General features: G+C 66.6%; 14 protein-coding genes. 3 read left to right on the top strand and 11 right to left on the bottom strand.

Going from position 1 to position 13157, the window contains the following annotated elements:
• Positions 1–37: 37 nt before the first annotated feature.
• The 7 genes from AC1RHV_RS01495 to AC1RHV_RS01465 all read right to left on the bottom strand — a co-directional run bounded on the left by AC1RHV_RS01495 (position 38) and on the right by AC1RHV_RS01465 (position 5522).
• Positions 38–727 (bottom strand): VIT1/CCC1 transporter family protein, encoded by a 690-nt coding sequence (locus AC1RHV_RS01495; RefSeq protein ID WP_054456744.1) that lies wholly within the window; start codon positions 725–727, stop codon positions 38–40.
• 73 nt (positions 728–800) lie between these two features.
• Positions 801–1238 (bottom strand): PaaI family thioesterase, encoded by a 438-nt coding sequence (locus AC1RHV_RS01490; RefSeq protein ID WP_054456743.1) that lies wholly within the window; start codon positions 1236–1238, stop codon positions 801–803.
• Between the two features lies 1 nt (position 1239).
• Positions 1240–2130, bottom strand: coding sequence for a 3-hydroxyisobutyrate dehydrogenase (mmsB, locus tag AC1RHV_RS01485; protein ID WP_054456742.1), 891 nt, complete (start codon positions 2128–2130; stop codon positions 1240–1242).
• 100 nt (positions 2131–2230) lie between these two features.
• On the bottom strand, positions 2231–3406 hold the full coding sequence (locus tag AC1RHV_RS01480; RefSeq protein ID WP_054456741.1) for an enoyl-CoA hydratase/isomerase family protein: 1176 nt from the start codon (positions 3404–3406) through the stop codon (positions 2231–2233).
• Positions 3403–4557: an acyl-CoA dehydrogenase family protein gene (locus AC1RHV_RS01475; protein WP_054456740.1), complete on the bottom strand. Its 1155-nt coding sequence runs from the start codon at positions 4555–4557 to the stop codon at positions 3403–3405. Before AC1RHV_RS01475 ends, AC1RHV_RS01480 begins: the two co-directional genes overlap by 4 nt.
• Before the next feature lie 196 nt (positions 4558–4753).
• Positions 4754–5098: an RnfH family protein gene (locus tag AC1RHV_RS01470; RefSeq protein WP_054456739.1), complete on the bottom strand. Its 345-nt coding sequence runs from the start codon at positions 5096–5098 to the stop codon at positions 4754–4756.
• Positions 5088–5522, bottom strand: coding sequence for a type II toxin-antitoxin system RatA family toxin (locus AC1RHV_RS01465; RefSeq protein WP_042793335.1), 435 nt, complete (start codon positions 5520–5522; stop codon positions 5088–5090). Before AC1RHV_RS01465 ends, AC1RHV_RS01470 begins: the two co-directional genes overlap by 11 nt.
• A 104-nt stretch (positions 5523–5626) precedes the next feature.
• Between AC1RHV_RS01465 and smpB the strand changes: the two genes are divergently transcribed.
• Positions 5627–6100, top strand: a complete 474-nt coding sequence (gene smpB, locus AC1RHV_RS01460; protein ID WP_054456738.1) for an SsrA-binding protein SmpB — start codon at positions 5627–5629, stop codon at positions 6098–6100.
• Here smpB and AC1RHV_RS01455 read toward each other — a convergent pair whose 3' ends face one another.
• The 3 genes from AC1RHV_RS01455 to AC1RHV_RS01445 all read right to left on the bottom strand — a co-directional run bounded on the left by AC1RHV_RS01455 (position 6101) and on the right by AC1RHV_RS01445 (position 8775).
• The gene (locus AC1RHV_RS01455) at positions 6101–7288 is read right to left on the bottom strand and encodes a GGDEF domain-containing protein (protein ID WP_054456737.1); all 1188 of its coding nucleotides are present in this window, start codon (positions 7286–7288) and stop codon (positions 6101–6103) included.
• A gap of 25 nt (positions 7289–7313) precedes the next feature.
• Positions 7314–8240 (bottom strand): SPFH domain-containing protein, encoded by a 927-nt coding sequence (locus AC1RHV_RS01450; RefSeq protein WP_054456873.1) that lies wholly within the window; start codon positions 8238–8240, stop codon positions 7314–7316.
• A gap of 100 nt (positions 8241–8340) precedes the next feature.
• Entirely contained in the window at positions 8341–8775 is a 435-nt protein-coding gene (locus AC1RHV_RS01445) for an NfeD family protein (RefSeq protein WP_054456736.1), read from the bottom strand.
• Positions 8776–8944: 169 nt separating this feature from the next.
• Between AC1RHV_RS01445 and AC1RHV_RS01440 the strand changes: the two genes are divergently transcribed.
• Complete coding sequence (locus AC1RHV_RS01440) at positions 8945–9682, top strand: glutamine amidotransferase (protein ID WP_054456735.1); 738 nt, start codon at positions 8945–8947, stop codon at positions 9680–9682.
• Between the two features lie 101 nt (positions 9683–9783).
• Positions 9784–10626: a bifunctional transcriptional activator/DNA repair enzyme AdaA gene (locus AC1RHV_RS01435; protein ID WP_054456734.1), complete on the top strand. Its 843-nt coding sequence runs from the start codon at positions 9784–9786 to the stop codon at positions 10624–10626.
• Positions 10627–10699: 73 nt separating this feature from the next.
• Here AC1RHV_RS01435 and ppsA read toward each other — a convergent pair whose 3' ends face one another.
• Positions 10700–13066, bottom strand: a complete 2367-nt coding sequence (gene ppsA, locus AC1RHV_RS01430; RefSeq protein WP_054456733.1) for a phosphoenolpyruvate synthase — start codon at positions 13064–13066, stop codon at positions 10700–10702.
• Positions 13067–13157 lie beyond the last annotated feature (91 nt).

Below are 13157 nucleotides of genomic sequence, written 5' to 3'. Positions count from 1 at the left end.
CGCGGTTGCGCCGGGCCGGACGCTCCCAAGCCGGCCCTTACACCGCCACGCCGAACAGCGCGCCCACCCCCGCCGTCACCGCCATCGCCAGGCCGCCCAGGATCGTCACCCGCAACGCGGCCGGCCCCTTGGGCGCGCCGCCCGCGCCCGCAGCCAGAGCGCCCAGGCCGGCCAGACAGGCGACCGATGCGCCGATGACCCACACAATCAATTGCGGCAAAGGCGCTGTCGCCGCCACGGCCAGCGGCAAGGCCGCGCCGCCCGCAAACGAGGCCGCGGACGCCACCGCGGCCTGCACCGGACGGGCGCGGTTATGGATGGAGATACCCAGCTCGTCGCGGGCATGCGCGTCCAGCGCATCGTGGCTGGTCAATTGCCGCGCCACCTGCTCGGCCAGGTCGCGGGTCAGGCCGCGCGCCACGTAGATGTCGATCAGTTCGGCCAGTTCCTCGCCGGAATTGCGCTTGAGCGAGCGCTGCTCCATGCGCAGGTCGGCGGCCTCGGTATCGGCCTGCGACCGCACCGACACGTATTCGCCCGCCGCCATCGACAGCGCCCCCGCCACCAGTCCGGCCACGCCCGAGGTCAGGATGGCGTCATGCGTGACCTGGGCCGCCGCCACGCCGGTAATAAGGCTGGCGGTGGACACGATCCCGTCGTTGGCGCCCAGGACGGCCGCGCGCAGCCAGTTGCTGCGGAAAATCCGATGATGTTCTTTTGAAGGCATTGCCAGAAACCCATGCGCCGCGCGATGAACGCGTGGCGGGTCCGGCTTGCGCAGGACCCGCCACGCGCGGGATTCAGCGCGGCGTCACGCGCACCGCGGTAAGCAAGCCTATCACGCAAAGCGTGGCTTGCTCGCCGTCGTACGCATGCACCTCGACCTGGCAGACGGACAGGCGCTTGCCCGGCTTGACCACGCGGCCGCTGGCCACGTAGCGGCTACCCTTGGCGGGCGCCAGGAAGTTCATCTTGAACTCCGAGGTCAGCACGTCCTCGCCAGGCCCAAACAGCGTGTAGGCGGCATAGCCGCCGGCGCTGTCGGCGATGGTCGTGGAAATGCCGGCGTGCAGAAAGCCGTTCTGCTGGCACAGGTCGGCTCGGTAAGGCAGCACGATGTCCACCCTGCCCGGCTCGACCACGTCCAGTTGCGCACCCAGCAATGTCATGATGCTTTGCCGGGCGAAGCTCTCCTGGACCCTGGCGGCCGGGTCCAGCGGCGCTTGCGATGACGCCATGTCAGTCCTGCTCGCGCTTGACCAGGTTGACGATGCTGGAGAAGTCCAGCTTGCCCGAACCGCCGGAGCTATGCAGCGAATACAGGTTGCGCGCCAGCTCCCCCAGCGGGATCGAGGCGCGCGCCGACAGGGCGGCCTCGGCCGCCAGGCCCAGGTCCTTGAGCATCAGGTCCACGCCGAAGCCGCCGGCGTAGCCCTTGGAGGCCGGCGCGTGCTCCATCACGCCGGGCCAGGGGTTGTAGAGTTCCGTGGCCCAGTTGCGCCCGGAGCTCTTGGCGATGATGTCCGACAGCACCTTGGGATCCAGCCCGTTGGCCACGCCCAGGGCCAGGGCTTCGGAGGTGCCCGCCATCAGGATGCCCAACAGCATGTTGTTGCAGATCTTGGCCACCTGGCCGGCGCCGGCCGGGCCTGCGTGGAAAATGTTCTTGCCCATTTTTTCCAGCACCGGACGGGCGCGCTCCAGCGCCGCGGCCTGGCCGCCGACGATGAAGGTCAGCGTGCCGGCTGCTGCGCCACCCGTGCCGCCGGACACCGGCGCGTCGATCATGGCGATGCCGCGCACCTCGGCCGCCTGCGCCACCTTGCGCGCCGAGTCCGGCGCGATGGTGCTGCATTCGATGACCAGCGCGCTGGACGGGATCTTGCCCAGCAGGTCCTCGCCCAGGTACAGCCCTTCGACGTGCTTGCTGGCGGGCAGCATCGAAACCACCACCTCGGCGCCCTTGACGGCTTCCGAAGCGGACGCGGCGGCGCGGGCGCCGGCGTCCGTCAGGGTCTTCACCGCTGCCGGCACCAGATCGAAAACCGTCACGCTATGTCCGGCCTTGACCAGATTCAATGCCATGGGCGCGCCCATATTGCCCAAACCGATAAACGCGATGCTGCTCATGATGTCTTGTCTCCTGTTGCTATTGCTATAGGTGTGAAACCATCGTGGTACTAGCGTTGCCGCGCCGGCGGGCGGCGGCCGGTCCGCCGCCGCGTCGCGCCTAGCGGCCTTCCTGGCCCAGGTCCGCCAACGGGTGGGGCTCGCCCTCGGGCCAGGGTTCGTCAAAGAATTTCTGCACCCAGGCGTCGGTCGCCATGTCGATGACGGCGGGATTCCAGCGCGGCTTCTTGTCCTTGTCGATCAGCAAGGCGCGGATGCCCTCGGCGAAATCGCCATGGGCGGTGCAGGCCAGCGCCGCGATGTACTCGGCACGGAAAACGTCGTCCAGCGAGCGCAGGCGCAGCCGCTGCTGCAGCGCGAACGACAGGCGCACCGATCCGGGCGAGCCGGCCAGCATCGTCTGCGCCGCGCGCGCCAGCCACGGATCCTCGTGGTCCTTCAGCGCGGCCAGTTCTTCGTAGATGTCGTCCAGGCGATTGCCGCTGCACAGGCTGTTGATCAGGAACGAGTGCTGCCGCAAGTTGCCCGGCGCCAGCGGCGTCTTGGGCTCCAGCGCCGTCAGCGCGCGGCGCAGCAGGCCGTCGTTGATCGCGCGCGGAGGAATGGCGTCCTCCGCCGCGCCGGCCGCCTGGCCGGCCCAGGGCTGCTCTTCCAGCGAAGCCAGCAGCTTGGGCCAATCCGCGTGATCCAGGCGGAAGTCCGCCAGGCCCGCGAAGAAAGCGTCCGACGTGCCCAGCTGCGCGCCGGTCAAGGCCAGGAACAGTCCGATCCTGCCTGACATGCGGTTCAGCAGCCAGCTGCCGCCCACGTCCGGGAACAGGCCGATCGTGACCTCCGGCATCGCCAGGCGCGAGGTCTCGCTGACCACGCGGTGGCTGGCGCCCATCATCAGGCCGATGCCGCCGCCCATGACGATGCCATGGCCCCAGCACAGCACCGGCTTGGGATAGGTGTGGATGCGGTAGTCCAGCCGGTACTCGTGCTCGAAGAAGCGGCGCGCGTAGGCGTTGTTCCAGCCCGGCTTGCCGGCGTTTTCCGTCATGCTGCGGTACAGGCCATGCAGGTCTCCGCCCGCGCAGAAGGCCTTGTCGCCCGCACCCTGCAGGACCACCAGGGCCACGCCGGGATCGCGGGCCCAGGCGTCCAGCCGTTCGGCCAGCAGGTCCACCATTTCCAGCGACAGGCCGTTCAGGGTCTGCGGCGAATTCAGCGTCGCGATCCCGAACCGTACTCCATTGGCAGCGGTTTTTTCTTCGAACAGCACCGGTGCATTCATCTTATGTCGGCTCCTTTTTCCAACAATTGGCGGGCGATGATCACGCGCATGATCTCGTTGGTCCCCTCCAGAATCTGATGAACGCGAGTATCGCGCACCAGACGCTCCAAGGGATAGTCCCGCAGGTATCCGTAGCCGCCGTGGATCTGTTGCGCGTCCAGGCAGATCTGGAAACCCATGTCGGTGGCGAAGCGCTTGGCCATGGCGCAGTAGGTCGCCGCGTCCGGCGCCCCCGCATCCAGCTTGCAGGCCGCCAGGCGCACCATCTGGCGCGCCGCCACCAGGTGCGTCGCCATGTCGGCCAGCTTGAATTGCAGCGCCTGGAACTCGGCCAGGCGGCGGTTGAACTGCCGCCGTTCGTCCATGTAGCGCCGGGCGGCATCGAGCGCGCCTTGCGCCGCGCCGACCGAGCAGGTGCCGATGTTGATGCGTCCGCCGTCCAGGCCCTTCATGGCGATCTTGAAGCCCTCGCCCTCCTGGCCCAGCATGTTGGCCGCCGGCACGCGCACGTTCTCGAAGGTGATGGGGCGCGTGGACTGGCTGTTCCAGCCCATCTTCTCTTCCTTGCGGCCATAGCCTATGCCCTCGCTGTCGGCCGGAATGGCGAACGCGCTGATGCCGCCCGCGCCCTCGCCGCCGGTGCGCGCCATGACCACCAGCAGGTCTGTGTCGCCACCGCCCGAAATGAAGGCCTTGGCGCCGTTGACGATGTAGTCATCGCCCTGGCGCTGCGCCCGGGTCGACAGCGATGCGGCATCCGAACCGGCGCCGGGCTCGGTCAGGCAATAGGACGCCAACTTCTGGCCGCTGGCCAGCAACGGCCCCCAGGCTTCGCGCAGCGCGGGCTGGCCCCACTTGCCGACCATCCAGGTGGCCATGTTGTGGATCGTGAGAAAGGCCGTGGTCGACGGGTCGACCGCCGCCATTTCCTCGAACACCAGGGTGGCATCCAGGCGCGGCAGGCCCAGCCCGCCGATGTCCTCGCTGGCATAGATGGCGCAAAAACCCATTTCGCCCGCACGGGCGAAGGCCTCGCGCGGGAAGATGCCTTCGGCGTCCCAGCGCGCCGCGTTGGGCGCCAGTTCGCCCTCGGCGTAGTCGCGCGCCGCCTGCGCAAAAGCGCGTTGCTCGTCGGTCAGTTCCAAGTCCACAGCCTGTCTCCTGTTGTACTGAGTATTGTCTGTTGGCGTTGCTGCCGTCTCGTGAACGCCAGCTCGTCGATTTTGACATGACGTTGACGTAAACGTAAATGCGTGACGGTGCCTATGTTACGCCGGAAGCGGCAAAGGAATTTGTCCTATTTGCGACATTGTGCGGGGCGGCGCGCGCGCCCCTCGGAGCGCTTCCCTACAGCAGCCCGGCCGGGCGCACCCTGCCGTTCTTGGCCGTCTTGGCGCGGCGGTGTTCGGCGCGGCGGCGCCGCGATTCCTTGGGATCGAAACTCAGGCCGCGGTAGATTTCCACCCGGTCGCCATCGGCCAGCCTGGCCTGCGGCTCGGTGGCGCGTCCGAAAATACCCACGCCCCGGCTCCAGGGCTGCACCACCGGAAAAGCCTGGGCAAAGCCGCTGGCCGCGAGCGCGTCGGCCACCGTGGCGCCGTCGGGCAGGCGCAATTCACGCAGCCAGACATGGCCCGGCAGGGCATAACAGACGCTGACGCCGATCTGCGCCGCGGACGGCTCATTCGCCATACTTGGCCTGCGCGCGCTTGGTGAAGGAATCGATGAAGCTGGTGGCGATGCGGTTGAACACCGGGCCCACCACCATTTCCAGCGCGCGGTTGGAAAACGCGTACTCCATGGTGAACAGGACCTTGCAGGCGTCCTCGGCCAGCGGCTGGAACTCCCAGTGCCCGACCAGGCTGGAGAACGGGCCGTCGACCAGTTCCAGGTCGATCCGGTCGGGATAGGCATGGGTGTTGCGGGTGGTGAAGCGCTGCTTCATGCCCGCGAAGCTGATCAGGATGGAGGCCTGCATGCCGTGCTCGTCGCGGGTCTGCACCTCGGCGCCGCCGCACCAGGGCATGAACTCGGGGTACTTCTCCACGTCGGCGACCAGATCGAACATCTGGGCGGCGCTGTAAGGCACCAGGACGGATCGTTGTACTTTGTGCATCGACTATCGCAAATGGCTAGAATGGCACGATTTTACCGGCACAACACGACCTGGGGCCAAAATACGCCTAGCGCGGGCCCGCGGCACCCAGGCACAAGGGCTTTATGAGCATTATCGACAATCGCAAGGCCACGCACGACTATTTCATCGAAGACCGCTACGAGGCCGGCCTGGTGCTGCAAGGCTGGGAAGTCAAGGCGATCCGCGATGGCCGCGTGCAGCTCAAGGAAAGCTACGTCATCGTGCGCGACGGCGAGCTCTACCTGCTGGGCATGCACGTCAGCCCCCTGCCCACGGCCTCCACCCATATCCACCCCGACGCCATGCGCACGCGCAAGCTGCTGCTCAAGGCCGAGGAAATCAGCAAGCTCATCGGCAAGGTCGAGCAACGCGGCTACACGCTGGTGCCGCTCAACCTGCACTACAAGAACGGGCGCATCAAGCTGGACTTCGCGCTGGGCCGCGGCAAGAAGCTGTTCGACAAGCGCGATACCGCGCGCGAGAAAGACTGGCAGCGCGAGAAAGAGCGCATGATGAAGCACGACACCCGCGCCCCGCGCAAGGGCAAGGACGACTGATCAGGCGGCCTCGGGCAGCGTCTGGCGCTCGGCCTCCTGCCCCGGTCCCGTGATGCGGTTGCGCCCGGCCGACTTGGACGCATACAGCTTGCGGTCGGCCCGCTCGAAAAACGCCTGCAGGCTCTCTCCGGGCATCCAGTCCGCGACTCCGGCGCTGAACGTATAGGAAATGGTGCTGCCGCCGTGCGCACAGGGCGTGCGCCGCACCGAATCCAGCAGCCGCTCCGCCACATCCATCACCGCATCGCTGCGCATGTCCGGAAACAGCACCGCGAACTCCTCGCCGCCGACGCGCCCGACGTGGTCGCCAGTGCGCAGCGTGGCGGTCGCCAGCAGGCCAAAATGGCGCAGCACCGCATCCCCGGCCGCGTGGCCATGGGTATCGTTGATGCGCTTGAAATAGTCGATATCCAGCAACAGCAGCGTCAGCGGCCGCCGCGTGCGCAGCGCCTGGGCGCAATAGCGCTCGGCCTGCAGCCACCACGCCTTGCGCGACATCAGGCCCGTCAGGAAGTCGGTGCTGGCCTCCTGTTCGCGGTCGGCCAGCATGCGGTCGTGGATGATCATGATGGTGCCCAGGGTCAGGCATGGCATCGTCAGCACGCCCAGCGTCATGAACGCGACGTTCCATGCCGTGGGCAGCAGCAGGGCCTGCGCGATGGCGATGTCGAACATGTAGACGACGGCCCGCGTTGCGCACACCAGCGCGGAGATCAGGGCCACCACGCGCACGAAATGGTAGCTGTAGCGCGACCGGTTCATCGGCATGCCGCGCTTGACCGTCATGGCAATGGCCACCATGAACCCGAACATCAGCCAGGACATGACCACCATGCGCGGCCCGACCTGGGGATCGATATAGGTGTAGTACGCCAGCGCCAGCAGCGCCGTACAGGAAGCCAGCGCCATGAGACGCTTGGGCACGGTCAGGCCGACCAGCCGGCGCAATCCCGTGTAATAGGCGCAAAGCGCCAGGGCAACGGCGGTGTTCGCCGCCATCACCGACACCCACAGCGGCGCCTCGGTGACCTGGAAGGCGTAAAGCCCGAAAGCCGCCAGCGTCAGCAGGTTGGCGCGTATCGCCTCCTTGATGCCCGCCATGCCGCTGCGGGCCAGCGACCCCAGCACGCACAGCGCAAGCACTCCCGCCAATGCTGCTATCAAAAGCAAGTTAACGGGAGCGATCATCGTCAGGCGCCGCCAGGCGCGGTTATCAGCTGTTGCGGGTGGACTTCACGATGGTCATGGCGGAAGCGATCATGCCGCCCACGTCCGCCAGGTTCGCCGGCAGGATCAAGGTGTTGCCTTCCTTGGCGACATTGCCGAAGGCCTCGACGTAGCGCTCGGCCACCTTCAGGTTCACCGCTTCCATGCCGCCCGGCTGGCGCACGGAGTCCGCCACCTGGGTGATGGCCTTGGCGGTGGCCTCGGCGATCGCCAGCACCGCGGCGGCCTCGCCCTGGGCCTGGTTGATCTGGGCCTGCTTCTCGCCTTCGGAACGGGCGATGGCGGCTTCGCGCTCGCCGGTGGCGATATTGATCTGTTCCTGGCGGCGGCCTTCCGAGGCCGCGATCAGCGCGCGCTTTTCACGTTCGGCGGTGATCTGCGCCTGCATCGCGCGCAGGATCTCGTTGGGCGGCGTCAAGTCCTTGATCTCGTAGCGCAGCACCTTCACGCCCCAGTTCAGCGCCGCCTCGTCCAGCGAAGAGACGATGTTGCTGTTGATGGAGTCGCGCTCTTCGAAGGTGCGGTCCAGTTCCATCTTGCCGATGACCGAACGCAGGGTCGTCTGCGCCAGCTGGGTGATGGCCGAGATGTAGTTCGACGAGCCATACGACGCGCGCATCGGATCGGTCACCTGGAAGTACAGCACGCCGTCGACCTGCAGCTGCGTGTTGTCGCGCGTGATGCAGACCTGGCTGGGCACGTCCAGCGGGATTTCCTTGAGCGAGTGCTTGTACGACACGCGCTCGATGAACGGAATAACGAAGCCCGCGCCGGGCGACAGGACCCGGTCGAACTTGCCCAGGCGCTCGACCACCCAGGCGTGCTGCTGAGGCACGATGGCGATCGCCTTGATGACTATCAGTATCGCCAGCGCGACGATGACGAGCAGGACGATGGTGGATGTATCGATCATCATGATTCGGAGCCTCTCCTTCTGGTAAATACATATGCGGGAAACGTCCGGACCTTGCGGACGCCCGCAGCCGGTCCCGCCCGCGGCGGGATGGCCTTCGTCAGACCGAACCCGGCACGCCCCTGGGGGCCAGCACCAGGATCGAGCCGCGCATTTCGATGATGGTTTGTTCTCCGGCCACGGGCGGCTGGCCCTGGGCCAGCTCTGCCTGCCAGTGCGCGCCGCGGTACCAGACGCGCGCGGTGCCCTGGTCGGACCAGGCTTCTACCGACACCGTCTGGCCGATGTCCAGGTTGACGTCGGCATTGCGGGCGGAATCGACCTCGCGCTTTTTCAGCACGCGGGTCTTGCGCAGCACCAGCAAACCCAGCAGCAGCACGATGCCGCAGCCTACCAGTTGCCATTCCAGGCCTGCGCCGAACCATGCGGCGACACCCCCCGCCGCCAGCCCCAGGGCCACCAGCAGCAGATAGAAAGTGCCGGTCGCCAATTCCCCGATCAGGGCCAGCGCAGCCAATCCCAGCCAAATCCACATAGTCTTCGTTCGCCCGAAAGGATGAGTCTCTGAGCGGAATTGTACGTATTTCCGGGACGGAACGGAAAAGCGCCTTTCATCACGGATCGGAGGGCTGGATTATGATGTGCGCTGGCGGTGGATCTCCCCCTGGAACCCGGCGCCCGCATCCTTTACGCACAAGCCCCCAATGACCGCTGCAATACCCACCGCTCTCCCCGTCCTGATCCTGCACACCGGCGATCCGGACGACACGCTCAAAAGCCAGTTCGGCGGCTATGCCGAACAACTCGCGCAGGCCGCCGGCCTGACCGCCGAGGCCATGGAAATCGTGCCCGTCCATGAAGGCAAGCGGCCGCAGGCTCCCGCCCGTTATCGCGCCGCGCTGATCACGGGTTCGCCCGCCATGGTGACCGACAAGGAACCCTGGAGCGAGGACACCGCCGCCTGGCTGCGCGAAGCCGCCGCAGCCGGCCTGCCCATGTTCGGCGTCTGCTACGGCCATCAGTTGCTGGCCTACGCGCTGGGCGGCAAGGTCGGCTACAACCCCGCCGGGCGCGAAGTCGGCACCCAGACCGTGGAACTGCTGCCGCCCGCGGCCGGCGACAAGCTGCTGGCCGGACTGCCGTCCACCTTCCCCGCCCAGATGCTGCATGCGCAGACCGTGCTGCAGCCGCCGCCTGGCGCCGCCGTGCTGGCGCGCTCGGACCTGGACGAACACCAGATGATCCGCATCGGCCGCAACGTGTTCTCGACCCAGTTCCATCCCGAATTCGGCCCTGACTTCATCCGCGCCCATCTGGAACGCTTCGGCCGCCGCTATGCGGCTGAAAATCTCGACGTCCCGGGGCTGTCCGCCAATGTCCGCGCCACGCCCGTCGCGGGCGGCCTCCTGCGGCGCTTTCTGGACGCCTACGCACCCGCGTAGCGCCCTGCGCGGCCACCGCGCAATATACGGAGTGCGGCGGCGGAAGGCTTTTGAGACGATGGGTCCAAGCGCGCGAATCCACGCGCAACAGGAGCTTTTTCATGAACCAAGCCGCCGCCCTGAGCAAACAGCACGCCGCCGCCATCGAGCGCGCCTGCCGCGCCCTGGAAGCCGAGCAGCCGCCGGATCTGTCCACCCTGGCCGAACAGGCCGGCATGAGCCGCTTCCATTTCCACCGCGTCTTCAAGGCGGCCACCGGCATCACCCCCAAGGCTTACGCCGACGCCCTGCGCGCCAGCCGCGCCCGCCAGCATCTGAAGCAGAGCGCGAGCGTCACGGACGCCATGTACGACGCCGGCTTCAATTCCAGCGGCCGCTTCTACGAAGCCGCTCCCGCCATCCTGGGCATGACGCCCACCGCCTTTCGCAAGAGTGGCGAGGGCGTGGATATCCGCTTCGCGGTGGCGCAATGCTCCCTGGGCGCGCTGCTGGTGGCGGCAAGCGATACCGGCATCTGCGAAATCGCGCTGCACGAAGACCCGGAACAATTGGTGCGCAACCTGCAGGACCGCTTCAAGGCCGCCCGCCTGATCGGCGCGGACGCGCAATTCGAAGGCTGGGTGGCGGCCGTGGTGGGCTTCGTCGAAGACCCCTCTCGCGGCCTGGACCTGCCCCTGGACGTACGCGGCACGGCCTTCCAGCGCCAGGTATGGCAAGCCCTGCGCGAGATCCCCGTGGGTGAAACCGCCACCTATACCGACATCGCCGAACGCATCGGCTCCCCACGCGCCGTGCGCGCCGTGGCCCGCGCCTGCGCCACCAACAACATCGCGCTGGCCATTCCCTGCCACCGGGTGGTGCGCACGGATGGCTCGCTGGCTGGCTACCGCTGGGGCATAGACCGCAAGCGCGAGCTGATTGCGCGCGAAGCGCTGGCGGCGTAGCCCTTTCCTGCCTGCACGCATAAAAAAAACCCCGCGCCCTTGCAGGCGCGGGGTTTTCACATCGGCAAACCGATCAGCTCTTGGCCAGGCGCTGCCAGGTATCGACAACGGTGTCCGGGTTGAGCGACATCGACAGGATGCCCTCTTCCTTCAGCCATTGCGCGAAGTCCGGGTGATCGCTGGGGCCTTGGCCGCAGATGCCCACGTACTTGTTGGCGGCCAGGCAAGCCTTGATCGCGCGGCGCAGCATGAACTTCACGGCCTCGTCGCGTTCGTCAAAGTCGGCGGCCAGCAGCTCCATGCCCGAATCGCGATCCAGGCCCAGCGTCAGCTGGGTCATGTCGTTCGAACCGATCGAGAAGCCGTCGAAGTACTGCAGGAATTCGTCGGCCAGGATGGCGTTGGACGGCACTTCGCACATCATGATGAGCTTCAGGCCGTTTTCGCCGCGCGCCAGGCCGTGCTTGGCCAGCAGGTCCACGACCTTGGCCGCCTGGCCCAGGGTGCGGACGAAGGGCACCATGATCTCGACGTTGGTCAGGCCCATTTCATCGCGCACCTTCTTGAGCGCTTCGCATTCCATGCGGAAGCACTCGGCGAAGTCCTCGGCGATGTAGCGCGACGCGCCGCGGAAGCCCAGCATGGGGTTTTCTTCCTCGGGCTCGTAGCGCGAACCGCCGACCAGCTTGCGGTACTCGTTGGACTTGAAGTCCGACATGCGCACGATGACGGGCTTGGGGTAGAAGGCGGCGGCGATGGTCGCCACGCCTTCGGCCATCTTCTCGACGAAGAAGGCGCGCGGGCTGGCATGGCCGCGGGCGGCCGATTCCACGGCCTTCTTCAGTTCGCCATCAACGTTCGGGTAGTCCAGCACCGCCTTGGGGTGGATGCCGATGTTGTTGTTGATGATGAATTCCAGGCGGGCCAGGCCCACGCCGCCGTTGGGGATCTGCGCGAAGTCGAAAGCCAGCTGCGGGTTGCCCACGTTCATCATGATCTTCAGATCGATGGGGGGCATGTCGCCGCGACGCACTTCTTCCACTTCGGTTTCGATCAGGCCGTCATAGATGCGGCCTTCGTCGCCCTCGGCGCAAGACACGGTCACGGCCTGGCCTTCCTTGAGCAGGTCGGTCGCGTTGCCGCAGCCCACGACTGCCGGAATGCCCAGCTCGCGCGCGATGATCGCCGCGTGGCAGGTGCGGCCGCCGCGGTTGGTGACGATGGCCGAGGCGCGCTTCATCACGGGCTCCCAGTTGGGATCCGTCATGTCGGTGACCAGAACGTCGCCGGGCTGGACCTTGTCCATGTCGGAGATGTCGCCGACCACGCGCACCGGACCCGCGCCGATCTTCTGGCCGATCGCGCGGCCGGTGATCAGGACCTGGCCGGTGGCCTTCAGGCGGTAGCGCTGCTGCACGTCGTTGGCGCCCTGCTGCGACTTCACCGTTTCCGGACGCGCCTGCAGGATGTAGATCTTGCCGTCGATGCCGTCGCGGCCCCACTCGATGTCCATCGGGCGGCCGTAGTGCTTTTCAATGATGACGGCGTAGCGAGCCAGCTCGTTGACCTCGTCGTCGGTCAGCGAATAGCGGTTGCGCTCGGACACCGGCACGTCGACCGTGCGCACGGCGCGGCCTTCGGGACGCTCGGGATCGAACTCCATCTTGATCAGCTTGGAGCCGATGCGACGACCCACGATCGGGTAGTGGCCCTGGGCCAGCGTCGGCTTGAAGACGTAGAACTCGTCGGGGTTGACCGCGCCCTGCACCACCGTTTCGCCCAGGCCGTAGGACGAGGTGATGAAGACCACGTCCTGGAAGCCCGATTCCGTGTCGATGGTGAACATGACGCCGGCGCTGCCCTTGTCGGAACGCACCATGCGCTGGATGCCGGCCGACAGCGCAACGTCGGCGTGGGCGTAGCCCTTGTGCACGCGATAGGAAATGGCGCGGTCGTTGTACAGCGACGCGAACACGTGGCGGATCTTGTCCAGCACGTCGTCGATGCCGACGACGTTCAGGAAGGTTTCCTGCTGGCCGGCGAACGAAGCGTCGGGCAGGTCTTCGGCGGTGGCGGAGGAGCGCACGGCGAACGAGCCCTTGCCATCAGCGTCGAGCTTGGCAAAGGCGGTACGGATCTGCGATTCGAACTCGGGCGAGAACGGCGCGTCGATGATCCATTGACGGATCTGCGAGCCGGCGTTGGCCAGTTCGCGCACGTCTTCGGGGTTCAGCGTGGTCAGGCGTTCGGCGATGCGCTTGTCCAGGCCGGAGGCCTTGAGGAAGTCGCGGAAAGCATCAGCGGTCGTGGCAAAGCCGCCCGGCACGCGGACACCCGCGCCAGACAGCTGGCTGATCATTTCACCTAGTGATGCGTTCTTGCCTCCTACCGAGTCCACGTCCGTCATGCGGAGCTGCTCGAACAAAACAACGTACGACATTGAAGTCACCTTTTACAATGGAATGAAAGCGAGTTTGGTCAATGCGTCGGAAAGCTGGATCACAGCCCCGATTTACGCGCTGACCAAACTG

It is taken from the genome of Achromobacter sp. GW823-FHT04E03 (genome assembly GCF_058796095.1).
This window is presented reverse-complemented; position numbering and strand designations above follow the sequence as displayed.